Here is a 22,528-nt window from a genome sequence, read left to right as displayed (position 1 = left end):
TGCGGACCCTGCGCACCACTCATCCGTTCCGATGGATCCAGCGAAACGTCAGCCTGCTGATGATGAGTCCGACCACGAGCCAACCGACGAGCACGAGCGCGATGAGCCCGAGATCCCATGATCCGCTGACCTCGGCGACCTGGAACGAGTCGGGCAGGAACACTGAGCGCATGCCCTGTGCGATCCACTTCACCGGCAGCACGCCGGCGGCGTTCTGCAGCCACTCCGGCAGCATCGAGAAGGCAATGTAGACGCCGGAGATGAACTGGATGAGCAGCACGATCGGGATGACAACCGCTGCCGCCGACTTGCCCGTGCGTGGCACGGCAGAAAGTGCGATGCCGAGCAGGGTGCAGGTGATGAGCCCCAGCACGAAGACCCAGGCGAAGCGGCCCCATGCAGCGGCATCCGTTGGCAGTTCCACTCCGTAGAGCACCACGGCGACGACGATCAGTAGCGCGATCTGCAGGATCGCGGTCACGAAGACCTGGCCGAGTTTTCCAATGAAATACGTCACGGGAGAGATCGGGGTACCGCCGAGGCGCTTGAGCGTGCCGTCGTCCTTCTCCATCGCGATCTCGAGTGCGGGGCCCTGCACGCCGGAGAGCAGGATGCCACCGGCGATGAGTCCTGGCAGATAGTAGGTCGCCATGCTGATGGCGTCGGGACCCTCACCGATGTCGCCGGTGAAGATCGTGGCGAAGATGAGGTACATCAGCGTCGGGAAGAGGAAGGTGAAGAACACCTGGTCTCCGGCGCGGAAATACTGGCGCAGCTCGAACCCGATGCGGCGGAGGCCGAGGCGGAAAGTGCGGACGAGGCCGAAGTTCGTGGTCGTCGCGGGCAGTGTGGTGGCGTTCATGCGAGTTCCTTCACCGTTTCCATGGTCTCGGCGGCCGCATGCTCGCGGATCAGGCCGAGATAGATGTCTTCGAGCGTGGGGCGGACGACTTCGAGTCCGCGCGGCTCGCCGCCGTCGCGGAACAGCCCAGCAACGACCGCGCCAGGCTGATCAGTGTGCTCCTCGCGGGTCGTACCGTCCGCGTCGGTCCAGCGAACACGTGGGGTGCGGGCATCCGCCCCGCCGATCTCATCGATGCGGCCGATCGCGCTGATCTGGCCGCCCGTGATGACGGCAGCCCGATCTCCGAGCTTGGCGGCTTCGTCGAGATAGTGAGTGGTGAGCAGGATGCTCGTGCCCTCTGCCTTCAGGGAGTTGATCAGATCCCAGAACTGGAGCCGTGCCTCGGGATCGAAGCCGGTGGTCGGCTCATCCAGGAAGAGCATCTCGGGTCGACCGATGATCCCGAGAGCGACGTCCATGCGCCGCTGCTGTCCGCCGGACAGCTTGCCGACGCGCGTCTTCTGCTTCTGCTCGAGTCCGACGGCGGCGATCACCTCGTCGATGTCTCGCGGGCGAGGGTAGTAGCCGGCGAACTCGGTGAGCAGCTCTCGTACGGTGACGTTGCCGGCCTCGCCGGTGGACTGCAGCACGATGCCGAGTCGCGCCTTCCACTCGAGTCCGCCGCGCTGCGGATCGACGCCAAGCACCCGCACGTCACCGGAGGTGCGGTGGCGGTAGCCCTCGAGGATCTCAATGGTCGTGGACTTACCGGCACCGTTCGGCCCCAGCAGTGCGAAGGTCTCGCCACGGTGGATGTCGAAGCTGATGCCATCGACGGCGGTGAAGGCTCCGTACGACTTGCGGAGGTCGCGAACCTCGATCACATTTTCGGTCATGGTTCCATCGTGGCCTGTTCCGGGGGCCTGTCGGTAGCGGCCGGGCGGCTGATTGTGGGGTCCACCGATCGGTGGATGCCCTTTCGGAGGTCGCGGCAATTCGCTAGCTTGTGGGCATGAACAACGACTACTCAGGACTGGCAGCAGGACTCGGAATAGGCGCAATTATTTTCGGGCTGGTGATCTATCTCGGCACGCTCGCGCTCACACTGTGGATCGGCTATCTCATCATGCGTACTGCCGTTAAGAACGGCATTCTGCGCGCCGATGCGGAGCGGGTGGGGCAGCGGCCAGGTGGCCCGTACCCCATGCCGCCGACCACGCAGCATCCCGGTATGCCGCCGCGTCAGTGAAATGACGCGGTGGCCGCACGCAGTCAACGTCGCCCGTAGGCTCGAGCCATGGCTGAGCTGCACGACCTGACCGCGATCGAACAGCTGGCGGCGCTCCGAGCGCGTGAGATCAGCCCCGTCGACCTCGTCGCGCACTACCTCGACCGCATCGACCGGCTCGATGGCGGACTCGGCGCTTTCGTCGAAGTGACGGCGGATGCTGCGCGCTCCCGGGCTGCGATGCTCGGTGAGCCTGAGGGTGCGCTCTGGGGTCTCCCGTTTGGGGACAAAGACCTCGTCCCGCGCGCCGGGGTGCCGACGCGGTTCGGCTCCAGACTGCACAAGGATTTCGTACCGGATGCCACGGCAGATCAGGCCGCGGTGCTCGATGAAGCGGGCGGCATCAGTCTTGGCAAGACGAACACTCCGGAGTTCGGGCTCACCGGATACACCGAGACGCAGATCGCTCCACCTGCCCGCGATCCATGGAATCCGGCGAACGGTGCAGGTGGCTCAAGCGGAGGCGCGGCGACCGCCGTCGCCGCCGGGCTGTTGCCGCTGGCCCCGGCATCCGATGGCGGCGGATCAATCCGAATCCCGGCGGCAACCGTCGGTGTGGTGGGGATTAAGCCTTCCCGAGGTCGTATCCCATTCGCTTCCGGTCTCGACAGTCCTGGCGGACTGCCTGTGGCGGGTCCCATCGCTCGCACGGTCGCGGATGCCGCACTGCTGCTCGACGTGCAGGTCGCGGGACGAGCGTATTCGTACGCCACGGCGGCTCCCGGCGGAGGGCCGTTCCTCGACGCAGCGACGGAGAGTCTGGCATCCGCTCGCGTCGGCGTGACGACAGTCTCGCCGTGGGACGATGACGACGACATTCGCCTCGACCCGGATGCTGCGCGGGCGGTGTTGGTGGCGGCAAAGCTGCTGACGGATGCCCGACACGGTGTCGACGAGTTCGACTGGCGTCCGCGAGGCTATGCCGAGATGTTCACGACGATCTGGCGCACGAGCGCAGCGCGCATGAATCTCTCTGATGCCGAGCTCGAATTGGTCGAGCCGATCACCGCGTGGCTGGTGCGCGAGGGACGCGGTCTCACCGGCGCCGAGGTTCTGGAGGCGCTCGCCGCGGCAACGGCGTTCGAGCGCGCCACGATCTCGTCGTTCGCGCCGTTCGATGCGGTGCTGACTCCGGCGCTCGCGCTGACACCGCAGCCGGTCGGATGGTTTCACCCGACCGACGCCGCGGAGAACTTCTCACAGCAGGTGCGCTACGCGCCGTACTCGAGTTTCGTGAACGTCGCGGGTCTTCCGGCCGTGGTGGTTCCGGTAACACTGGATGCGTCGGGGCATCCGGTGAGCGTGCAACTGATTGGACGCCCGGGTGGAGAGGCTACGATCATCGCGCTCGCCGCGGAGCTGGAGCGTCGCGTTGGCGGGATGCCGCGGCCTGCCGTGTGGAGTTCGCTTCGCACGTGAATCACGACTCACCACCCATTGCACGCCCCTTGACCTGCGACGTTGCGAGTGCTCAAATATCACACGGAATCGAACTAGAGGGGGCAGCATGTGGAGTCGTATCAGAGCGAGCAGTGACGGTGGAACGCTCGGCAACAGCAGTCATCTGAACCGGATCGAACCGTTCACATTCGGGCTCGTCGGGGCGCTGGGAGTGCTCGTCGCACTGCTGATCGGCGCGATCGTCGGGCAGCTCGCGACAGTGTTGATCTACGTAGGTGTCGCGCTGTTCCTCGCCCTCGGGCTCGACCCCGTCGTGGTGTTCCTGGAGAAGCGGATGCCGCGGGCTGCTGCAGTGAGCGTAGTGGTCGCCGGAGTGCTGGTGATCTTCGCCGGCATCCTGCTCGCGATCGTCCCCATACTTGTGCGCCAGATCGCCAATCTCATCGAAGACGCCCCGAAGATGATCGAGGACGTGATGAGCAGCGACTGGTTCACGCAGGTGACCGGCCAATATGGTGCGGAGATTGAGAACGCTGCCAACGGTGCGCTGGAATTCTTCCAGGACCCCGACAATCTCGGCCAGATCGGCGGCGGGCTGATCGCTGTCGGGTCGGGGATCGCGAGCGGAGTCACCGGGGTGATCATCGTGCTCATCCTGACCCTGTACTTCATGGCGTCCCTGCGGAGTATGAAGCGGACCGCGGCGCGGTTCGTCCCTGCATATCGGCGGCCGGGCTTCAGTGAGCTGCTCGAAGACGTGTCAACGGCGGTGGGGCGCTACGTGATCGGTCAGGTCAGCCTGGCGTCGATCAACGCGGTGCTGACGATCATCTTGATGAGCATCATCGGGGCGCCTGTGCCGGCGCTGCTCGCGCTGCTCGCATTCATCGGTTCGCTCATCCCGCTCGTCGGAACACTCAGCGCATCGATCATCATTTCGTTGATCTGTCTGTTCGACGCACCGATCACCGCGCTGATCGCGGCCGTCTACTACCTCATCTACATGCAGATCGAGGCCTACGTGCTGAGTCCGCGCATCATGAGTCGCGCGGTTTCAGTGCCCGGTGCGATCGTCGTGATCGCTGCGGTCGGTGGCGGCGCACTCGGAGGAATCCTCGGCGCCCTGGTGGCGATCCCGGTGACGGCAAGCATCATCATCATCGTGCAGAAGGTGCTGTTTCCCGCACAGGATCGAAAAATGACTCCGCCCGATGCAGAGGTGGGCGTCATCGCGTAGTGAGGCGAAGGTGACTGTCCGCCTCAGCCGAAGGCACGCGCGGTGTGCCCCAGCCTCTCCGACAGGGCGATGATTTCATCGACGTTGGCCGTCGGGACAGCGACCAGCGGGTAGGCATCAGTGTCCTCATCGAGGTAGACGAGGCGCAAGCCGTGCGGGTTGAGAAGTTCGTCGGCGCGGACCACAGCCGCGGACAGTTCACCGTCGACGTCACCGACCTCATCGACGTCAACCCCGGTGCGGAAGATTCGGGGGAGCGCGGGCAGAGCATCAGCAAGTTCGATGCCGGTGTCTTTCCCATCGAGGTACGCAAGCGCGCCCGCCTCATCGAGCCCGTCGATCAGCACCTGCCAAGCGTCGGTCTCGTCGGCAACCGCCTGGCGCACGGCCGGTTCCAGCTCGGGGTCGTCGTCCAGTAAAGCGCAGAGACGGGCCCAATCTTCGATGGTCGTGTCGCTCATTTTGCGTCTCCGTTCGCCTGCTCCGTGCTGCCGCCGGCGTCAAGGTCGAGGGGCTGTTCATCCGAAGCATCCGCCACGATGATCGGCAGCGACGAGGTCTCGAAAATTTCGGTGAACGCCTCGTCCGCCGGCTCATCGATCCATGGGTGGTCGTCCTGGGAATGGTCGTACTCGCTCGGAACGAGCGCGAAGTCATCTCCGTACTCTTCCAGCCCTGTGCGCACACTGTGCCGGAGCGCCTGTCGTGCGTACTTGTCACGCAGGATCAATGGGTCGCGACCGAGGTCCTTCATCAGCGCGACCATCATGAACACCAGGATGACGGCGAATGGCAACGCCGCAATGATCGTCACGTTCTGCAGTGCGCGCAGACCGCTCCCTTCGACTCCCGTAACGAGCAGCACCGCAGCGATCACGCCGATGAGCGTGCCCCACGTGATCGTGACCCAGCGCTTGGGCGTCGGGTCTCCCTGCTGTGACATCGTGCCCATGACGAGCGACGCAGAGTCAGCTCCGGTGATGAAGAAGATCGCGATGAGGAGCATCAGCAAGATGTTCGTGATGCCGGTGAGTGGAAGGTTCTCGAGCACGCCGAAGAGCACATTTTCCGGCGGTGTCGTCGCTAGCTCTGCTCCGTTCAGCTGCTGATCGATCGCGGTTGTCCCGAAGATCGCGAACCAGACCATAGAGATCAGTGACGGTACGGCGATCACGACCAGCACGAACTGCCGGATGGTGCGGCCGCGCGAGATCTTGGCGATGAACATACCGACGAACGGCGACCACGAGATCCACCACGCCCAGTAGAAGATCGTCCAGGAGGCGAGGAATTGCTGTGTCGCCTCGCCCTGTGCGCTGGAGCGTCCCATCATCTGGGGGAGATCATTGATGAACTCGAACGCGATCGCCGGGATGATATTCAGGATCAGCAGGCTGGGGCCGACGAAGAAGACGAACAACGACAGAACGATGGCTGCGACCGAGTTGATGTTCGACAGTGCCTGGATGCCCTTGGATACACCGGATGCCGCTGAAGCGATGAAGCAGGCAGTGAGCACGGCGATCACCGCGATGAGCACGCCGTTGCCGATCTCACCGATTCCGGAGACGAGTTCGACGCCGTGGCCGATCTGCAGGGCGCCGAGACCCAGAGACGCCGCCGTGCCGAAGAGAGTCACGAGGATGGAGAAGATGTCGATCGTCTTTCCCAGCGGACCCGTCGTCTTGTGCTCTCCCAACAGGGGCGCGAAGACCGATGAAATGAGCGGCGTGCGTCCTCGGCGGAATGATCCGTATGCGATCGCGACACCCACCAGTGCGTAGAAGGCCCAGGCCTGTGGGCCCCAGTGGTACAGCACCTGTGCCTGTGCCGTCTGCATCGCCTCGAGTGTTCCGCCCTCGACGGTTCCTGGGGGCGGCGTCTCGAAGAAGGTCAGCGGCTCCGCGGCTCCCCAGAACACCAGGCCGATGCCCATACCCGCGGCGAAAAGCATCGAGATCCAGGAGAACATCGAGAACTCTGGCGCTTCGTCGTCACGCCCGAGTCGGATGCGACCGTACTTGCTGACTCCGAGGAAGATCATGAAGAGCAGGATCGCTGTCGCCACCGAGGTGAAGAAGACTCCGGTGTACTCGATGACCCAGTTCAGCGTGGATTGTGCGGTGGTGGAGAGGCTGTCGCCGCCGAAGACTCCCCACCCGATGAACGCGACGACGAAGGCCGCGGCGACACCGAACACCAGCCAGTCGGTGCGATACACCCGGCCGGTCTGTTCCACTCCGACTCCGGGGATCAGCGCCGGGTGCACACCTTTCGGTGGCAGATTCGTCAGACTGCGCGCGATGTTCCGTGCCACTTCTGCGGCGCGTGTGGCCGAACGCGTCGCAGACGATGCATCTTTGGTGTTCTTGCCCGTTCCGTCATCACTGTTCACGAGACCCATACTTGCAGTGACTGGGCTATACGGCCGGTAGTGTGAGTAGAAATGGAGGGATGCCGCAGTGATCACTCGGTTCGAAGAACTTGACTGGCAGCCCACACCGATCGGTGACCTGATGTTGCGGCGGCGCACTGAGCCGTCGGTGGGTCAGGAGATCTACGAGGTCAAACTCGGCGACGAGTACCTCATGTCGAGCCTGTTCACGGTGGCAGAAGAAGAGCTTGCGAATCTCGGTCTCGCCGCTGTCGAGGGTGACGACCTTACGGTCCTCGTCGGAGGCCTCGGGCTCGGGTACACGGCTGTCGCCGCATTGCGTGATGAGCGGGTGCGCGCCCTTACTGTGATCGATCGGCTTGGTGCCGTTATCGGCTGGCATGAGCGGATGCTGCTGCCGGTGTCGACCGAGCTCGTCAGCGATACACGAACGACCCTGGTCGAAGACGACTTCTTCGCCGTTATCCGCGCGGAACCTGTCGAAGGCGTTGGCGGTTACTCGGTGATCCTGCTCGACGTGGATCACTCGCCGCGTCACCAGCTCGACCCGACGCATGCCGATCTTTACGACGCGGCCGGTCTGCGTGCGCTTGACCGACACCTCGCTCCGCGCGGAGTCTTCGCGCTGTGGTCGGATGACCCGCCCGACGATGTCTTCATGGTCGAACTGAACGCAGTGTTCGACGACGCCGTCGCGCACATCGTCGACTTCGACAACCCCGTCACCGGGGGAGTGTCATCCAACACCGTGTACGTCGCGCGCAGCCGCGGCTGACATCACGCCCGACCGGCATCACGCAGGCGGCGCTCAGCGTCTGACGCGGGCACGCGATTTCGCGACGCTGGCGAGGGTTTCGCGTATCGGCGTGCCCAGGTAGAGCCCCAATGACGCGCCGGCGGCGAGGCCGACGCCAATTGTTCCGGCGAGTACGAGCGGGCTGATACCGACGAGCATCCCCTCTGCAGTGCCGTCGGAGTCGACGATTCCGAGCAACCCCCGAAAGACTGTCAGGCCCGGTACCAGCGGAACGATCGCTGCGGTCGTGACGGCGACCGACGGGACATGCAGATTGCGGGCGATCAGGATGCCGACGAAGCTGGCCAGAAGTGCGCCGACGGCGCTTGCTGCGCCCACGTGGATGTCGAGCAGGAGCGTGAAGGTGTAACCGAGGATCGCGATCACGCTCAGCATTGCGCTGACGAGAATGATTCGCATCCCCGCGCCGTTGAACAACGCAACCGCCACTGCGATGATCGCAGCGCCTGCGATCTGAGAGGGGAGCGACCCGAATGGCAGTGCATCATTGGGCAGTGCCACGCTGAATCCGAACAGGCGGGCGACTTCGAGGCCGATGAGGATGCCCAGCACGACGCCGACGGTCTGCATGGTGAGATCAAGGATGCGTCCGACGGCGGTGAGCGCAAACCCGTCGATGGCATCTTGTGCGGCGCTGACGACGGTGAGACCGGACAGCATCAGGACGATGCCCGAGGCCACGATGATCGAGGGCTGCACATCGGTGAAGGGTTCGATGCCGGCGGCGCCGAGAGCCGAGACGACGGTCGCGAAGGCGGTGATGACGAATGCGCCCGCAATCTGGCTGAAGAATGATGGAACCTGCAGGCGAGCGAGCCCGGCCTGGGTGAACGCCGCGCAGAGAGCTGAGATGAACGTCAGCAGGATGATGAGAGGCGATGCGCCGAACAGGATCGCGGCGCCGACGGTGAGCAGCGCGCGGGCGACGATCACGACGATGGGGCGATACAGGAATGGCGTGCGTCGGATGATTCGGAAGGCTATCCGCGCTTGACTGAGCTCCATTCCGTCGGTGATGTCGACGACCAAGGCCTGCAGTCGCTGCAGCTTCGCGTGATCCGGTGACGCGGCGCGCACCACACGGAGCAGTGTGGTCGGCCAGTCCTCTTCGCCACGATGATACGAGACGCTGATGGCGTTGAACGTGACCTCGACCTGCACTCCGGTGAGGCCGTACACCTGGGAGATGCGAGTGATGGCGAAGGTGGCATCGTGCGCGGATGCACCGACGGCGAACATCGACTCGCCCACGCGCAGCGCGAGGTCGAGGATCTTCACGACGACGGTCTCATTGAGGACGGGATACGCCTCGGTGAGCGCGACCTGTGAGGGGTCGGTTCGGATGGCACGGCGTACCGAAGTCAGCAACCGCCACTCGCGTTCGGGAGACATACTCCTATTGTGTCTCCGAACGAGGGTCTTAGTCGGTATCGATCCCGAGTCTGCCGCGGAGGAAAGGCAACATCGGCGCCCGGTACTTGATCGCCGGCGCATGATGGGGATCAAGCGCGAACTCCGCCTGGCCGAAACGCCATAACCGGTTGAAGAGAAACACACCCAGCTTCACGGTTTGGTCGGATGGAACCTGCCAGGTGCCGAGACCCCACTGGACCGGTTGGCCTCGGCCCTCGATGACGAGTGTCGGCCTGACTCCGGCGTATAGAGCGAACCAGGGCTTGTGCAGTGTCAGTTCGATGCGGCGGGTGGGCTTGTCGTGAGCGTTCATCGGTGCGTCGGCTCCCGGACGTCGGCCGCGGATGTGTCGTCGGGCAAGTGGGTTTCCTTCGGTCGGCGGGACTGATGGGATGTCCCGCCCATGGCTTACGGGACTTCCGTTTCGGGACGTCGAGGGTTGGGATTGCTTGAAGTAGGAACTCGTCGAAGTGTGGCACAGCAGACGCTGCATAGTTGTGCTCGGTCAGGGCGAACGCGGAAGAAGGACTCATCGACGAGTAGAAGCCCCGTGAGGGTCAGCGGCTCAGCCGGGCGTCGATCCCGTGAGCTCACGGACAGATGTCAGAGTGCTCATGTATCCTAAGCTTGCAGGACGCTGAAAGGCCTCCCGCACCTGCCAACGCCCCGTTCACGCGGGGCGTTGTGTTTTTTACGGACTCCAGACGTACTCGTGGACCGTGATCGATCGGATGTTGGCCACAATCTTGGCGATGGCACGCTCGCTGCGCTCATCGCGGGTCTCCACAGTCCTATCGCGGTTTAGGAAGTACGTTGCAAGATCCGCGGCCTGCAGCATCCTGCTCTCGTGTGATGGACCGAAGTAGATTGTGTCCGCAATCCGAGTCACCGGACGAGTGGTGTAGCCAGGAACGCTCTCAAGCTTAAAGTTGCGGAAGCTTCGTCGTGCACCCGGGGCGGTGTGATGTTCGTCCGCAAGCACGAGGCCGAGCTGTTCAGCTGGGTCTAACAGTCTGAGCTGTTGGTCGATGTCCTGGAGTGTGTGGGCGAGCGTGAGAAGATGCGGCGGAAATGGACTTCGGTACTTAGCTCGTAGCGCTTGTGTGTTGATACCCCGGAAAACGAACTTGGCTGAGGAGCGCGCGATTACCTTGGCTGTGAGATCGCAGGCCTTTACTCGCCATCCAGTGGGGACGCTGTTCCAGATGCCCTTGCCATGGAACATGTCTACCGCGTGGAACTCAGACGATTGGTCGAAGCTCGGGACATGGCGTGCGATGAGCGTGGCCACCTCGTCGATGCCCTTCTCTATCTCCCGGATGGCTGTGGCGTCCACGATTAGTGCGCCGAAGAAGTAGAAGCGATCATCACGGGCGGACTCGTCTAGGTAGATCAGGCGCATAGACCGAGGCTAGCCGGACGCACCGCAGCGCGGCGGTCCTGTCAGCGCAGCCGGCCGCTAGGCCGGCCTTGAACGAGTAAAGAAAATTCTCACAGATCCTCGCGTTGTGTGCGGCAACGGTGTCAGGTCTGCTGCACCAGCGTCTCGAACGCGCGTCTCGCGAGCTCGCGGTCGTACTCAACGAGGACTAGCCAGGCAGGGTGGCCAAGATCGGCGAGGTGATCTACGGCTGGCCGCAGGTGTCGACGTTGCGGCGCGGGGATGCTCGAGTACTCCACTGGATCGTTGGTGTCGGCCGCAAGGAGAACCACAATGTCTTCGAGGTGGCGCCCGCGGTCTCTTTGATCGTTCTTGAACGCGGCGGCCTTGAGCACGAGCGCCGCCGGTGTTCGAGGAACGGCGATCCGAACGTCGCGGCCGTCGGCTTCCACGATGTAGATGTCCGGATCCTGTAGGGCGAGCGTGGCGCCAGGGGCGCGCATGATGGGGCGCGACATCCATCTCGCGCGGCCCGCCAGGTTGGTCACCATGATGTCGACGACGTCTTCGCCTCGAGTGAACCTGTGGAAGGGGCCACTGGGCTCCACTGGACGCATGCCCAGGCTCTGGAGCGGTCCGGCCACAGCGCTGACGTCAGCGGCGATTGCTTCCAGGTTCAGGAGTACGTCAACGTCCGTTGTGGGCCGCGCGGCGGCGACACGACCTCGCAGTGCATGAAGGTGCGTCATCATCCCACCCATCAGCACCCAGCTGTGAGGTGGGGTCGCCTCGACGACTTCGATCAGAAGCGGCCACGGCGGAGCAGTGATATTGACGTCTGTTAGGCGATGTTCCTCAACCATTGCGCCCTCATCCCTTGCAATGCATCAATTCCGACTGATCGGACGCGCGTCGACGTCGATCGGAAGCAATCCGCGGCGACGAGCGCGACCGGCGTCTCCGGCCAGGGGAACACATCGTCGCGAATCCGATACACGAAAACGTCACCAGTCGAATCTTCGACGAGGCGCGCAGCGCTCGTAAGCGTACGAAATGCGCCGCCGTTGCGAACATATCCATGGAGGCCACGGGCACCGGCGTGCAACTGCCGCCCCGGCTCAGTAGTGATCCGATCGATCGCACTCTCCCCGGTAAGCGTCAGGTGCTCAGTCACGCGCTCCATCCATTTTGTGGAGTACCGGCGAACCGTGATCGCCTGGCCAATCTTCGCCGCGAGCTCCTCATCGCTGGTACGCATGACTAGACCGGTGTCACGCTTGCCGAGCCGCCCGCCGTCCGAGAGCGCATCGATGATGCGACGGATGGTTGCCGCGGTCCACGGGCGTCCTGCTGAAATGCCGAGCGATGCGCGCGCGGCAACCGACGTCTCGTCGACGAGCCAGGTGCGTCCTACGAGTCTGCCTGTGAGTTGTTCGTCGTGGAGCAGGGAAAGTACTCGCTGCGGGCTTACCTGTAAGCGCCGAGCTGCTTCCGTAGTCGAGATCTCCATGCCTGCACAATCATTGGTTTGAAACAATAATTATGCACCGAACGGGCGGGGCTGTCCAGGGTGACTCTCGGCACAAAACCGGCACACGCTCCATCTTGAGGGCGTTTCGTCTCGCTGCGCTCGCTCAGCGGCCGGGCCGGAGCGGCCCAGGGGAGCGGCTCGGAAACCGGGCCTCGTCGGGGTAAAGCAAAACCCCCGCCATGTTAGAAGCTAGGCGGGGTCTCTAGGATGACTGTAATGATCACCCGTGTGGCTCTGACGGGCGTCGATCCCGTGACCTCACGATTTTCAGTTAGATTCAGTTAGATTCAGTGGGGTAGTGGGTGCTCGTTGGTTGCCGTTTGCCGCGTGATTCCGCTGAAGTTGTGCTCGTTGGTGGCGGCTAGTATCGGGTCGTTTTAGCGGGGCTACCGGCACAACACCGGCACATGCGGTGCGGGGAGAGCGCAGAAAGGCCTGGGCGTTCCGTGGCCGAATCCGTGCCAGAATTCGAACCATGGTAGCCAAGAGTCCCGAGAGCGTGTTCACTCCGGGCAAGATTCCGGTCGCGAGCATGTTTGAGCAGCGAAATGAGCGTGACGCAGAGGGCAACCCAGGTTTACAGGATCGAGTGGCCTCGGCGTTGCGCGGCCAGGGGATTCATGTGCTGCTACACGGGGATAGCGGGGTCGGAAAGTCCTCCTTGCTCGACCTGTCTGTCGGCGCGGTGAAGCTGAAGATGAAAGACATTGGTTGCTACGAGGGCGATAACTTCAACGACCTCATTGACCGAGCACTGAGCACGATGATGCAGGTGCGAGAGATATCGCGGTCTTCAAACCGCGAGAGCGAAGGCTCGATCGAGGGTGTTGCTGGCGCTTCCGCCTTTCTGAACATCAAGGCTCGTATCTCTAGAAAGTGGGGTTGGGGAAAATCGTTCGAGGTTTTGCAAGTCGAGCCTGCTGCAGCGTTGGTGAGTGCCATGCGCGCAACCGGTACTCACGTTCTACAGTTCGATAACTTCCATAACGTGAAGAGCCAGGTGACCCGCATCGCCTTCGCACAGATGATGGAGCGAGTCTCGACGCTCTGCGACCGTGATCGACCGCAAACGATTGCGGTCGTAGGCATCTCGGCGGACGCGCCGTCGCTGCTCGGGGGTGACATCGCTCACCTTCGCCGTACTAAGCAGATCCCCATTCCTCGAATGGACGATCCGAAGATCGCCGCAATCTTGTCGACAGGGTTCAAGCTCCTCGAAATCGAACCCTCCGCTGATGTACAGGCGGCACTGGTATTCGCCGTAGACGGTTTCCCTTACTACGCACACAACCTGGGCTTGCTTGCGGCGACGGCATACCGAGACACTCCTGGGATCTCGGATGAAGCACTGCTGCAGCGAGTGTTCAAACTCGCTGCTGAGGAGGTGGATGCCTCGTTTGATAGCCGGTTCAAGCTCGCGGTCGAGAGTGCGCGCGCCGAGATCGCGCCGCGACGGAGAATCCTGCAGATTCTTTGCGAGTCGCCGGTGAGAGAGTGGACGGGGCAAGACGTCGTGGCGAATTGGGAGGAACGCTTTGAGGTGCGGTCGGAATACTCGTTCCTTTGGGCCGCTCTCGGCAAGCTTGTGACGGATGAAGCCGGGGCAATTCTCTCGCGCACGGGAACGAGTGGAAAGTATTCTTACCAGTTCGCGGACCCCCACCTTCGTCCGTACCTGAGGATGAAGTTCCGCGAGATGCCTTGATCTTGTGAAGAAGATTTTGGGAAGCATGCCTACGAAGGCTGTCATCGACGTCGCCACGTTGGCTCGATCGGACGGCCAAACATGAGCGGAAATCGGGTGCTCCCGACACGACGGCTCCAGAGGGCCGTCTCCGACGCTCGTCGAAGCGTGGAATCGATGACAATCCTGTTGCTGATAGCCGGGGAGAAAACTCAACTTGACCGGGACTAACCATCGCGCAAGCAGCTACGGTGGCGCGATTCGGTTCGGCTCGTCGTATGTGCGGCTTCGCGCTGAAGCGATGGGACGAGCCACCTTCTGTTTCCCGGATTCCGTCTTTGAGCCCGTCGATGTCGGAGACGCGCCGTCGCTCCCTCGTCTATGCGAGCTCGCAGAGGAGTCCGGCTCCGGTGACCTGGACAGATACGTCGAGGCGCATGTGCACGGGGCTGTGCGATTCGACACGCATGTCGAAGCTGTCGTACTCGACCCGAGCTTCGCCGGCGCGTCGGTCGAATCAGCGGCAAAGCGGTTGGGACGAGCCGTCGAGTTCCATGAGGGGTTCCGCGCCGCACCGATTGACTTCGGTCCGGAGTACCGAGGTGCTCGGGTCGCCGACCTCGCTCGTCGACTCGGGGAAGAGCTCACGCCGCGAGCCGTCGGCGAAGCGGCGCGGTCCGAACTCTATTCAAATCAGGACATCAAGAAGGTCTGGCACTGCCTGGCTCGCTTCGGAAGAGCCAAGGACGGTGGTCGGTCTTAGCCGACCGGCACAAAACCGGCACAAGGTGGGAGGGTGCTGGATGCACGCCGGGTGGAGATGGGGCCGCTTATGGGAGTCGAAGCTCAACCATGGGGATGCGCGCACTCCCGCAACCCCAGTCGTTCCAGGCAAAGCAAAACCCCCGCCATGTTAGAAGCTAGGCGGGGGTTTCTAGGATGACTGTAATGATCACCCGTGTGGCTCCGACGGGCGTCGATCCCGTGACCTCACGATTTTCAGTCGTGCGCTCTACCAACTGAGCTACAGAGCCATGCGGCACATCATAAATCTGCCGCAACCTAGACGAAAGGCCCTTTTCGAAAAAAGGGCCCGTCGCTTAGAGCGACCCTGACGGGACTTGAACCCGCGACCTCCGCCGTGACAGGGCGGCACGCTAACCAACTGCGCTACAGGGCCATGCTATTAAATTGTATCGGATTGAGTGACCCCAACGGGATTCGAACCCGTGCTACCGCCGTGAAAGGGCGGCGTCCTAGGCCGCTAAACGATGGGGCCGAGGCTGTCCCGGGGGACTTCCTTGCCGACGCTCAAGCATAAGCGATGTTTTGAGCAAAACGCGAATCGAGGGCGCGCCGTCGTCCCGCCCGGGCGTTTCGGGAGGACGATGGGGTGTCATCTGCCGCGTCCGCACACTACCGTTCGCTGTTGCGGATGTTAAAGATGTTGCTACTGTGGCATGAGTGAAACCGCTGGAAGGGGCCGTGTGAACGACGAGCAGTCCATGATGGACGCTGCGCTTGACGCGGGGGACTCCTGCGGGTGCGCGCCCAGCGTCGATGAGCAACGCACCTTCTGGCAGAAGAGTGCTCTCACGCGCCGCAACGCCCTCGGGCTCGGCGCACTCAGTGTTGTCGCACTCAGCGCCTTCGGTATCGGCTCCGGCGTGAACGCCGCCTACGCCGCCACGTACCCGAGCTGGGACGACGTGCAGCGCGCCAAGAACAATGAAGCGGCGAAAGCTTCTGAAATTACCCGCATCGAGGGATTGATTCAAGCCCTCACGCAACGGGTCGCTGAGACTCAGGCGGCTGCCGAAGCAGCGGGCAATGAGTACTTCGAGGCACAGCAGGCGTTCTTCGAGGCCATCGCCGAAGCGGAAGCGCTGCAGACGCAGGCCGACGCGCAGGCAGAGATGGCCGATGAATCCGCGCGTAAGGCCGGCCAAGTAGCTGCGCAGCTCTACCGCAATGGCGGCGACGACACCGCCCTCGAACTCTTCTTCGCCGGCTCTGCCGCGAACGCTGACCAGCTGCTTTCGCGGCTCGGCACGATGGACAAGCTCCTGCAGTACAACCAGTCGGTCTACGACGACGCGGTTGCTGCCCGCAACTCCGCCCAGTCGCTCAGCGATCAAGCGGTCGTTGCTCGCACCGAGCGTGACCGCCTGCAGAAGATCGCTGAAGAGAAGATGATCGCCGCGCAGCAGGCTGCGGCGGCGGCCGAAGCCGCGCTCGCTGAGCAGGCGCAGTACCTCACCACACTCGAAGCGCAGCTGGAAATGCTGCGGAGCGAAACCGCGAAGACGGTCGCCGACTACGAAGCGGGCGTCGCAGAAGCGAAGCGCATCGCCGAAGAAAAGCGCAAGGCCGAGGAAGCGGCCCGACGTGCTGCGGAAGACGAAGCTCGCCGGAGAGCCGAGGAAGAAGCTCGCCGGAGAGCCGAGGAAGAAGCAAACGGCGGCGGAGGCGGCGGCGGCGCTCCCGCTGGTAATGGCGGCGGCGATGGTGGCGGTGCAGTCGGCAACGGAGGCTGGGTCAGGCCGCAAGGTGGCCACCGCTCTTCGGGCTATGGCCCGCGCATGGTGCAATGCGGCACCGGATACTGCTCCAGCGGATACCACTACGGCGTCGACCTCGCCAACGGCTGCGGGGCCCCGATCTTCGCCGCGCAGTCAGGAACAGTCGACTACGCAGGCTGGAACGGCGGCTACGGAAACTACATCCGCATTCAGCACGGCGGCGGCGTCGGCACCGGCTATGCACACATCAACACCATCGCAGTGGGCTGGGGCCAGTGGGTCAATGCCGGCCAGATCATCGCCTACGCGGGCAACACCGGAAACTCTTTCGGATGCCACCTCCACTTCGAGGTGTACATCAACGGTGGCTACACCAACCCGATCGACTTCATGGGGGCGCGCGGAGTCTGGGTCTGACGTCGCGAGCGCACGAAGAAGCCCCCGGCCGCTGGACAGCGGAACCGAGGGCTTCTGACGTTGGTGAGGGTCAGTGGCCCTGTTCGCCTGCGCGGACGATTGCCTCATCGAGGATGCGCTGCGCCTCGGCAGCGTTACCCCACTCGTCGACCTTGACCCATTTGTTGGGCTCGAGATCCTTGTAGTGCTCGAAGAAGTGCGCGATCTCTTTCTTCGTGTACTCGGCGATGTCGTCGATGTCCTGGATATGCGCCCAGCGCGGATCCTTGGCGAGCACAGCGACAAGCTTGTCATCGCCGCCGGCCTCATCGCTCATCTTCAACACGGCGACAGGACGCACCTCGACGACGACGCCGGGAAACAGGGCGTGATCGAGGAGCACGAGCACGTCCAGCGGATCGCCGTCTTCGCCGAGCGTGTTGTCGAAGTAGCCGTAGTCGGCCGGGTAGCCGAATGTCGTGTACAGGATGCGGTCGAGGTGTACTCGCCCGGTCTCGTGGTCGACTTCGTACTTCACGCGGCTGCCGCGTGGGATTTCGATGACGGCGTCGTGTGCGCCCATGCGTGTACTCCTCAGGAAAAACGGTCGGATGCCGGGAACCACCCTACCCGCGCATCCGCAAGAGCAGTTTCTCCAGTGGACCGGAGAACGCCACAAGGAGTAGTGCGAAGTAGCCGATCACATGCACCCACGCGGCGATAGGAAGTGCGATGCAGAACAGGATGATCGCGGCGATGTCACCGATCGACCCACGTCGGAGCTCATCGGAGGTGTAATCGGACAGCGTCAGATGCTGTGACAGGTAGAGCTTGCCTGCGAGCGTGGTCACCTGCGTCATGATCAGCGTTCCGATGTACAGCGCAGCCTGCAGCGGATCGGGCTCCATCTGGCCAAGCATCGCCGTCGGCACGGGCAGCCACACGATCGTGAACATCCACGCGATATTGATCCACAGCAGAGGCGGGGAGATGCGGCGCACGCGTTCGTACTGCCGATGGTGCTCCATCCAGAATGTCGCGATCAGCATGAAACTGAGACCGAAGCTGATGATCTGACCGCGGTGCTGCTCGAGGAACGGGCCAGTGCCAATCCCTGAGCTCGCAGCATCCGAGACAGCTTCCAACAGCGGCAGGATCAACAGCGTCATCGCGATCGCGACGACAGCATCGACGAACGCCTTCAGTCGCTCCGGTGCGAACGTCGTCGGTTTCGTCACGCGCCCAGAATACGACTGAGACGGATGCCGCGGTAGGCATTCTCCGGTGCCGTACCGTTGAGGCGTGCCTTCGCTTGCCCCTGCCATCGCTGAAATCCGCCTCGCTGTGCGCACAGCGCTCGCCGACCTGCCCGACGGCTCGAGCGTCTTGGTCGCTCTCTCCGGAGGTGCGGATTCGCTCGCCCTTGCCGCTGCGACAGCATTCGAGGCGCGCTCGCGCGGGATGAAGGTGGTCACCGTCACGATCGATCACGGCCTGCAGGAGGGGTCGGCGGATGTTGCGGCTGAGGCCGCGGCGAAGGCCGAGAGCCTCGGAATCCGTGCGCTGATCGAGCGGGTGGACGTGCCGGGCTCATCGAATGGAGCGAGCAATGGCGGTCCGGAGGCTGCCGCGCGCGACGCGCGCTATGCAGCACTGCGCCGGATCGCAGCAGCCGAGCATACGGCGGCCGTGCTGCTCGGGCACACCCTCGACGACCAGGCTGAGACCGTGCTGCTCGGTCTCGCTCGCGGCTCGGGCGCCGCAAGTCTTCAGGGAATGGCCCCGCGCCGAGAAGACGAGGACGGCACCGTCTGGCTGCGACCGATGCTCGGCGTGCGTCGCGAGACGACCCGCGCGTTCTGTACAGCATCCGCTCTCACGCCCTGGGACGATCCGCACAATCTCGAAGCGCGCTTCGCACGTGTCCGTGTGCGGGAACGTGTCTTGCCCGTGCTGGAAACTGAACTCGGCCCCGGCATTGCGGAAGCGCTGGCGCGCACCGCCGGACAGCTTCGTGAGGATGCCGAGGCGTTCGACGAGATGATCCACGAGACCATCGAAGACATCGTCGAGCACGCCGAGGCGGGCATCTCGGTCAGCGTCGCCGCCCTCGCGGCGAACCCGGCAGCACTGCGCAACCGCATCATCCGCCTCGTCGCGCACAGCGAGTTCGGCGCAAGCCTCACCCGCACGCAGACCGTGGAAGTGGCACGCCTTGTCACGGACTGGTCAGGGCAGGGCCCCATTGATCTACCAGGGTGCGCCGCGGCGCGCGTCGGAGGACAGGTGGTGTTCACCGCGCGGTGAACACCACCACCAACTACTTCTTACCGCCGAACAGACCACCGAGCAGATCGCCGATTCCGCCGCCGCCGGACGAACCGCCGCCGAGGATGCCGCCCAGCAGATCGCCGATGCCGCCGCCACCGGAACTGTTGCCGCCGAGGAGTCCTCCGATGAGGTCGCCGATGCCGCCGCCGGACTCTGCGCCGTCGGCGGAGTCAGACGTGCTCTTGTTCTTGTTCGCGATCAGGCCCATGATGATCGGCGCGAGAATCGGCAGCAGCTTGCCGAAGTCGATGCCTGCGGTCTTGTCCGACGCGTTCAGCTTCGCGGTGACGTCCTGCTCCTGCGCGCCCAGCACATGCTTGAGAATCTTTCCGCCATCCGCCTGGTCGACGTCATCGACCGCGGAGACGCTCTTCGCGCCCTCGTGCTTCTTGAGGGCGTTCTTGATTGCCGCAGAGCCCTCTTCGCTCTCGGCATTCTTGGCCAGTCCGGTCAGCAGAACTGCGCCGCCCTGCTCTACTGCCGCCTTGGCGACGTCAGTGGAGACGCCAAGCTTTGCAGCGATGTCTTCGATCGGAACCTGCGTGAGGATGTCGTCAAGAGCCATGGGGGATCCTTCCTTCGGCGGGCGGGCGCCCGGTCATTCCTCACAGTATTGCGGAACCCACAGGAACCGTCGCCTAAAATCAATCTATGCGCGCGGCCGACATCCAAGATGACCTTGCTCAGATCCTCGTCACTGAGGAGGAGATCAAAGCCAAGCTCGAAGAGCTCGCAGTTCAAGTTGCGAAGGACTACGAGGGCAAGGACCTGCTGCTGGTCGGCGTTCTCAAGGGAGCGGTCATGGTGATGGCCGACTTTGCCAGGGCTCTGCCGGTCCACGCACCGATGGACTGGATGGCGGTTTCCAGCTACGGCTCGAGCACGAAGTCCAGCGGTGTCGTGCAGATCCGCAAGGATCTCGACACCGACCTGCATGGCAAGCACGTGCTCATCGTCGAAGACATCATCGACTCCGGCCTGACCCTCAGCTGGTTGCTGGAGAACTTCGAGTCGCGCGGTCCGGAGTCGCTCGAGGTGCTGGCGCTGCTGCGCAAGCCCGAGGCTGCCAAGGTTGAGATCGACTGCAAATATGTCGGCTTCGACATTCCCACCGACTTCGTCGTCGGCTACGGCCTCGACTACGACGAGCGTTACCGCAACCTCCGCGACGTCGCCGTCCTCGCTCCGCACGTCTACAGCTGAGGGCGGGACGTACGCCGTGGGCGAATCACAGGGGACCATTAACTGCGGCGCGATACGCTGAACGAATCATGGACGTGAAGAAGATCACCCGCAATCCGCTGCTCTATGTAGTGCTGATTGGTGTTTTGTTGTTCGGCGGGTTCCTGCTGATCTCGAATCTCAACGCCCCAGCGACGATCACCACCCAGGAGGGGCTCGATCTCCTCGCGGGGGAGACCGTCACCGAGGTCACCAATACCGACGGTGATCAGCGCGTCGACATGACCCTGTCGAAGGCCTTCGAGGACTCGAAGCAGGTGCAGTTCTACTACGTGGATGCGCGTGCATCCGAGGTCGTCGACGCAGTCACCGCAGCCGACCCGAAGGACGGCTTCAACGACGTCGTCCCGCGTGCCACCTGGTTCGATGGGTTCCTCTCGCTTCTTCTTCCGCTCGTGCTGCTGGGCCTGCTGTTCTGGTGGCTGCTCTCGTCGATGCAGGGCGGCGGCGGAAAGGTCATGCAGTTCGGCAAGTCCAAGGCGAAGCTCGTCAACAAAGAGACTCCGACGGTCACCTTCGCGGACGTCGCGGGGGCCGATGAGGCCATCGAGGAACTCGAGGAGATCAAGGAGTTCCTGCAGAACCCCGCGAAGTTCCAGGCGATTGGTGCCCGCATCCCGAAGGGCGTGCTGTTGTACGGCCCTCCAGGAACCGGAAAGACTCTGCTCGCTCGCGCCGTCGCCGGCGAGGCGGGTGCCCCGTTCTACTCGATCTCAGGATCGGACTTCGTCGAGATGTTCGTCGGTGTCGGTGCCTCGCGCGTTCGTGATCTGTTCAACCAGGCCAAGGAACACGCGCCGGCCATCATCTTCATCGACGAGATCGATGCCGTCGGCCGTCACCGTGGCGCAGGTATGGGCGGCGGCAACGACGAGCGCGAACAGACGCTGAACCAGATGCTCGTCGAGATGGACGGCTTCGACCCGAACGCGAACGTCATCGTGATCGCGGCGACCAACCGTCCAGACATCCTCGACCCTGCACTGCTGCGCCCTGGCCGTTTCGACCGCCAGATCGGCGTGGATGCTCCTGATCTCAAGGGGCGCCTGCACATCCTGCAGGTGCACGCCAAGGGCAAGCCGTTCGCCAAGACCGTCGACCTCGAAGTCGTCGCTCGCAAGACGCCAGGCTTCACCGGTGCTGACCTCGCGAACGTGCTGAACGAGGCGGCGCTCCTCACCGCTCGCTCGAACGCGCAGCTGGTCGACAACCGTGCACTGGACGAGGCCATTGACCGTGTGATCGCCGGCCCGCAGCGTCGCACCCGCGTCATGAAGGACCGCGAGAGACTCATCACCGCTTACCACGAGGGTGGTCACGCACTCGCTGCCGCGGCGATGAATTACACCGATCCGGTGACCAAGATCACGATCCTCCCGCGCGGCAAGGCACTCGGCTACACGATGGTGATGCCGCTGGATGACAAGTACTCCATCACCCGCAATGAGCTGCAGGACCAGCTGACCTATGCGATGGGCGGTCGTGTCGCCGAGGAACTCGTCTTCCACGACCCCACCACTGGCGCCTCGAACGACATCGAGAAGGCGACCAGCATCGCCCGCAAGATGGTCATCGAGTACGGCATGACGACCGACCTCGGTCCGGTCAAGCTCGGCACCGAGGGCGGCGAGCCGTTCGCGGGCCGCGACATGGGCCGCGGGCGAGAGTACTCGGAGAGCGTCGCCGAGCGCGTCGACACCCAGGTGCGCCGGCTCATCGAGCAGGCCCATGACGAGGCGTACCAGGTGATCAGCGATAACCGTGATCTTCTCGATCGCCTCGCTCTTGCGCTGATTGAGGAGGAGACGCTCGACCACAACCGGATCGCCGAGATCTTCACCGACATTCGCAAGCTGCCAGAGCGCCCGCTGTGGCTTTCCAGCAGTGAGCGACCGGTGTCGACTCGCCCTCCGATCGAGGTGCCCAAGCGCGTCATCCCGGTGGATGCTGTGGCCGCTGTCGAAGGGTCTGTGGATGCTGCGGCAGCCCACGGTGCGACCGACGGCACGCCCGCATCCGGGCAGGCACGTCCGGCGACGGCCTGAC

The 22,528-nt window shown here is 63.5% G+C and carries 22 protein-coding genes and 3 tRNA genes; 10 read left to right on the top strand and 15 right to left on the bottom strand.

The window, feature by feature from the left end:
* Positions 1 to 19: 19 nt before the first annotated feature.
* Both ACSU04_RS08500 and ACSU04_RS08495 read right to left on the bottom strand, forming a co-directional pair.
* Positions 20 to 862 carry an ABC transporter permease gene (locus tag ACSU04_RS08500; RefSeq protein ID WP_439280339.1) on the bottom strand — a complete coding sequence of 281 codons (843 nt, stop codon included), beginning with the start codon at positions 860 to 862 and terminating at the stop codon, positions 20 to 22.
* Positions 859 to 1,740, bottom strand: coding sequence for an ABC transporter ATP-binding protein (locus ACSU04_RS08495; RefSeq protein WP_439289097.1), 882 nt, complete (start codon positions 1,738 to 1,740; stop codon positions 859 to 861). Before ACSU04_RS08495 ends, ACSU04_RS08500 begins: the two co-directional genes overlap by 4 nt.
* A gap of 116 nt (positions 1,741 to 1,856) precedes the next feature.
* Here ACSU04_RS08495 and ACSU04_RS08490 point away from each other — a divergent pair, with 116 nt between their 5' ends.
* The 3 genes from ACSU04_RS08490 (at position 1,857) to ACSU04_RS08480 (ending at position 4,770) form a co-directional block, all read left to right on the top strand.
* Entirely contained in the window at positions 1,857 to 2,093 is a 237-nt protein-coding gene (locus ACSU04_RS08490; RefSeq protein WP_439280341.1) for a hypothetical protein, read from the top strand.
* 48 nt (positions 2,094 to 2,141) lie between these two features.
* On the top strand, positions 2,142 to 3,551 hold the full coding sequence (locus ACSU04_RS08485; protein ID WP_439289096.1) for an amidase: 1,410 nt from the start codon (positions 2,142 to 2,144) through the stop codon (positions 3,549 to 3,551).
* Between the two features lie 88 nt (positions 3,552 to 3,639).
* Entirely contained in the window at positions 3,640 to 4,770 is a 1,131-nt protein-coding gene (locus ACSU04_RS08480) for an AI-2E family transporter (protein ID WP_439289094.1), read from the top strand.
* Between the two features lie 23 nt (positions 4,771 to 4,793).
* Here ACSU04_RS08480 and ACSU04_RS08475 read toward each other — a convergent pair whose 3' ends face one another.
* Together ACSU04_RS08475 and ACSU04_RS08470 are read right to left on the bottom strand one after the other, a co-directional pair.
* Positions 4,794 to 5,231 carry a DUF6630 family protein gene (locus ACSU04_RS08475; protein ID WP_439289093.1) on the bottom strand — a complete coding sequence of 146 codons (438 nt, stop codon included), beginning with the start codon at positions 5,229 to 5,231 and terminating at the stop codon, positions 4,794 to 4,796.
* A complete protein-coding gene (locus ACSU04_RS08470; protein WP_439289092.1) occupies positions 5,228 to 7,165 on the bottom strand; it encodes a BCCT family transporter in 1,938 nt (645 codons plus the stop codon). Before ACSU04_RS08470 ends, ACSU04_RS08475 begins: the two co-directional genes overlap by 4 nt.
* Positions 7,166 to 7,232: 67 nt before the next feature.
* Between ACSU04_RS08470 and ACSU04_RS08465 the strand changes: the two genes are divergently transcribed.
* Positions 7,233 to 7,940, top strand: coding sequence for a spermidine synthase (locus ACSU04_RS08465; RefSeq protein ID WP_439289091.1), 708 nt, complete (start codon positions 7,233 to 7,235; stop codon positions 7,938 to 7,940).
* 33 nt (positions 7,941 to 7,973) lie between these two features.
* Here ACSU04_RS08465 and ACSU04_RS08460 read toward each other — a convergent pair whose 3' ends face one another.
* The 5 genes from ACSU04_RS08460 to ACSU04_RS08440 form a co-directional block, all read right to left on the bottom strand.
* Complete coding sequence (locus tag ACSU04_RS08460; RefSeq protein ID WP_439289090.1) at positions 7,974 to 9,374, bottom strand: threonine/serine ThrE exporter family protein; 1,401 nt, start codon at positions 9,372 to 9,374, stop codon at positions 7,974 to 7,976.
* 28 nt (positions 9,375 to 9,402) lie between these two features.
* The gene (locus ACSU04_RS08455; protein ID WP_439289089.1) at positions 9,403 to 9,708 is read right to left on the bottom strand and encodes a hypothetical protein; all 306 of its coding nucleotides are present in this window, start codon (positions 9,706 to 9,708) and stop codon (positions 9,403 to 9,405) included.
* A 378-nt stretch (positions 9,709 to 10,086) separates the two neighbouring features.
* On the bottom strand, positions 10,087 to 10,797 hold the full coding sequence (locus tag ACSU04_RS08450) for a DUF3800 domain-containing protein (RefSeq protein ID WP_439289088.1): 711 nt from the start codon (positions 10,795 to 10,797) through the stop codon (positions 10,087 to 10,089).
* A 122-nt stretch (positions 10,798 to 10,919) separates the two neighbouring features.
* Complete coding sequence (locus ACSU04_RS08445) at positions 10,920 to 11,639, bottom strand: hypothetical protein (protein WP_439289087.1); 720 nt, start codon at positions 11,637 to 11,639, stop codon at positions 10,920 to 10,922.
* Positions 11,618 to 12,286 carry a hypothetical protein gene (locus ACSU04_RS08440; RefSeq protein ID WP_439289086.1) on the bottom strand — a complete coding sequence of 223 codons (669 nt, stop codon included), beginning with the start codon at positions 12,284 to 12,286 and terminating at the stop codon, positions 11,618 to 11,620. Before ACSU04_RS08440 ends, ACSU04_RS08445 begins: the two co-directional genes overlap by 22 nt.
* Positions 12,287 to 12,782: 496 nt before the next feature.
* Here ACSU04_RS08440 and ACSU04_RS08435 point away from each other — a divergent pair, with 496 nt between their 5' ends.
* Both ACSU04_RS08435 and ACSU04_RS08430 read left to right on the top strand, forming a co-directional pair.
* Positions 12,783 to 14,012, top strand: coding sequence for a hypothetical protein (locus ACSU04_RS08435; RefSeq protein ID WP_439289085.1), 1,230 nt, complete (start codon positions 12,783 to 12,785; stop codon positions 14,010 to 14,012).
* A 196-nt stretch (positions 14,013 to 14,208) separates the two neighbouring features.
* Positions 14,209 to 14,754, top strand: coding sequence for a DUF3626 domain-containing protein (locus tag ACSU04_RS08430; RefSeq protein WP_439289084.1), 546 nt, complete (start codon positions 14,209 to 14,211; stop codon positions 14,752 to 14,754).
* Between the two features lie 198 nt (positions 14,755 to 14,952).
* Here the strand turns inward: ACSU04_RS08430 and ACSU04_RS08425 are convergent.
* The 3 genes from ACSU04_RS08425 to ACSU04_RS08415 form a co-directional block, all read right to left on the bottom strand.
* Positions 14,953 to 15,025, bottom strand: a tRNA-Phe gene (locus tag ACSU04_RS08425).
* A gap of 72 nt (positions 15,026 to 15,097) precedes the next feature.
* Positions 15,098 to 15,171 (bottom strand) — tRNA-Asp (locus tag ACSU04_RS08420).
* Positions 15,172 to 15,197: 26 nt separating this feature from the next.
* Positions 15,198 to 15,270, bottom strand: a tRNA-Glu gene (locus tag ACSU04_RS08415).
* A 181-nt stretch (positions 15,271 to 15,451) separates the two neighbouring features.
* On the opposite strand from ACSU04_RS08415, the gene ACSU04_RS08410 reads away from it, so the two are divergent.
* Positions 15,452 to 16,930, top strand: coding sequence for a M23 family metallopeptidase (locus ACSU04_RS08410; RefSeq protein ID WP_439289083.1), 1,479 nt, complete (start codon positions 15,452 to 15,454; stop codon positions 16,928 to 16,930).
* Between the two features lie 70 nt (positions 16,931 to 17,000).
* On the opposite strand, the gene ppa is transcribed toward ACSU04_RS08410, so the two are convergent.
* Positions 17,001 to 17,492 (bottom strand): inorganic diphosphatase, encoded by a 492-nt coding sequence (ppa, locus tag ACSU04_RS08405; protein WP_439289082.1) that lies wholly within the window; start codon positions 17,490 to 17,492, stop codon positions 17,001 to 17,003.
* Positions 17,493 to 17,535: 43 nt separating this feature from the next.
* Complete coding sequence (locus ACSU04_RS08400; RefSeq protein WP_439289081.1) at positions 17,536 to 18,147, bottom strand: TMEM175 family protein; 612 nt, start codon at positions 18,145 to 18,147, stop codon at positions 17,536 to 17,538.
* Between the two features lie 64 nt (positions 18,148 to 18,211).
* Between ACSU04_RS08400 and tilS the strand changes: the two genes are divergently transcribed.
* A complete protein-coding gene (tilS, locus tag ACSU04_RS08395) occupies positions 18,212 to 19,216 on the top strand; it encodes a tRNA lysidine(34) synthetase TilS (protein WP_439289080.1) in 1,005 nt (334 codons plus the stop codon).
* A gap of 13 nt (positions 19,217 to 19,229) precedes the next feature.
* Here tilS and ACSU04_RS08390 read toward each other — a convergent pair whose 3' ends face one another.
* Positions 19,230 to 19,805, bottom strand: a complete 576-nt coding sequence (locus tag ACSU04_RS08390) for a DUF937 domain-containing protein (RefSeq protein ID WP_439280360.1) — start codon at positions 19,803 to 19,805, stop codon at positions 19,230 to 19,232.
* An 86-nt stretch (positions 19,806 to 19,891) separates the two neighbouring features.
* Here ACSU04_RS08390 and hpt point away from each other — a divergent pair, with 86 nt between their 5' ends.
* Both hpt and ftsH read left to right on the top strand, forming a co-directional pair.
* Positions 19,892 to 20,443 (top strand): hypoxanthine phosphoribosyltransferase, encoded by a 552-nt coding sequence (gene hpt / locus ACSU04_RS08385; RefSeq protein WP_439280361.1) that lies wholly within the window; start codon positions 19,892 to 19,894, stop codon positions 20,441 to 20,443.
* Between the two features lie 68 nt (positions 20,444 to 20,511).
* Positions 20,512 to 22,527, top strand: coding sequence for an ATP-dependent zinc metalloprotease FtsH (gene ftsH, locus ACSU04_RS08380; RefSeq protein ID WP_439280362.1), 2,016 nt, complete (start codon positions 20,512 to 20,514; stop codon positions 22,525 to 22,527).
* Position 22,528: the final 1 nt, after the last annotated feature.

Origin of the sequence: Microbacterium sp. A84, assembly GCF_051842815.1 — a bacterium.
GTDB lineage: Bacteria > Actinomycetota > Actinomycetes > Actinomycetales > Microbacteriaceae > Microbacterium.
This window is presented reverse-complemented; position numbering and strand designations above follow the sequence as displayed.

Excerpts from the sequence above, each read along its gene's own strand:
- ACSU04_RS08500 (WP_439280339.1), bottom strand. The coding sequence starts at position 862 with ATGAACGCCACCACACTGCCCGCGACGACCACGAACTTCGGCCTCGTC.
- ACSU04_RS08495 (WP_439289097.1), bottom strand. The coding sequence starts at position 1,740 with ATGACCGAAAATGTGATCGAGGTTCGCGACCTCCGCAAGTCGTACGGA.
- ACSU04_RS08490 (WP_439280341.1), top strand. The coding sequence starts at position 1,857 with ATGAACAACGACTACTCAGGACTGGCAGCAGGACTCGGAATAGGCGCA.
- ACSU04_RS08485 (WP_439289096.1), top strand. The coding sequence starts at position 2,142 with ATGGCTGAGCTGCACGACCTGACCGCGATCGAACAGCTGGCGGCGCTC.
- ACSU04_RS08480 (WP_439289094.1), top strand. The coding sequence starts at position 3,640 with ATGTGGAGTCGTATCAGAGCGAGCAGTGACGGTGGAACGCTCGGCAAC.
- ACSU04_RS08475 (WP_439289093.1), bottom strand. The coding sequence starts at position 5,231 with ATGAGCGACACGACCATCGAAGATTGGGCCCGTCTCTGCGCTTTACTG.
- ACSU04_RS08460 (WP_439289090.1), bottom strand. The coding sequence starts at position 9,374 with ATGTCTCCCGAACGCGAGTGGCGGTTGCTGACTTCGGTACGCCGTGCC.
- ACSU04_RS08455 (WP_439289089.1), bottom strand. The coding sequence starts at position 9,708 with ATGAACGCTCACGACAAGCCCACCCGCCGCATCGAACTGACACTGCAC.
- ACSU04_RS08450 (WP_439289088.1), bottom strand. The coding sequence starts at position 10,797 with ATGCGCCTGATCTACCTAGACGAGTCCGCCCGTGATGATCGCTTCTAC.
- ACSU04_RS08445 (WP_439289087.1), bottom strand. The coding sequence starts at position 11,639 with ATGGTTGAGGAACATCGCCTAACAGACGTCAATATCACTGCTCCGCCG.
- ACSU04_RS08440 (WP_439289086.1), bottom strand. The coding sequence starts at position 12,286 with ATGGAGATCTCGACTACGGAAGCAGCTCGGCGCTTACAGGTAAGCCCG.
- ACSU04_RS08435 (WP_439289085.1), top strand. The coding sequence starts at position 12,783 with ATGGTAGCCAAGAGTCCCGAGAGCGTGTTCACTCCGGGCAAGATTCCG.
- ACSU04_RS08410 (WP_439289083.1), top strand. The coding sequence starts at position 15,452 with ATGAGTGAAACCGCTGGAAGGGGCCGTGTGAACGACGAGCAGTCCATG.
- ppa (WP_439289082.1), bottom strand. The coding sequence starts at position 17,492 with ATGGGCGCACACGACGCCGTCATCGAAATCCCACGCGGCAGCCGCGTG.
- ACSU04_RS08390 (WP_439280360.1), bottom strand. The coding sequence starts at position 19,805 with ATGGCTCTTGACGACATCCTCACGCAGGTTCCGATCGAAGACATCGCT.
- hpt (WP_439280361.1), top strand. The coding sequence starts at position 19,892 with ATGCGCGCGGCCGACATCCAAGATGACCTTGCTCAGATCCTCGTCACT.
- ftsH (WP_439280362.1), top strand. The coding sequence starts at position 20,512 with ATGGACGTGAAGAAGATCACCCGCAATCCGCTGCTCTATGTAGTGCTG.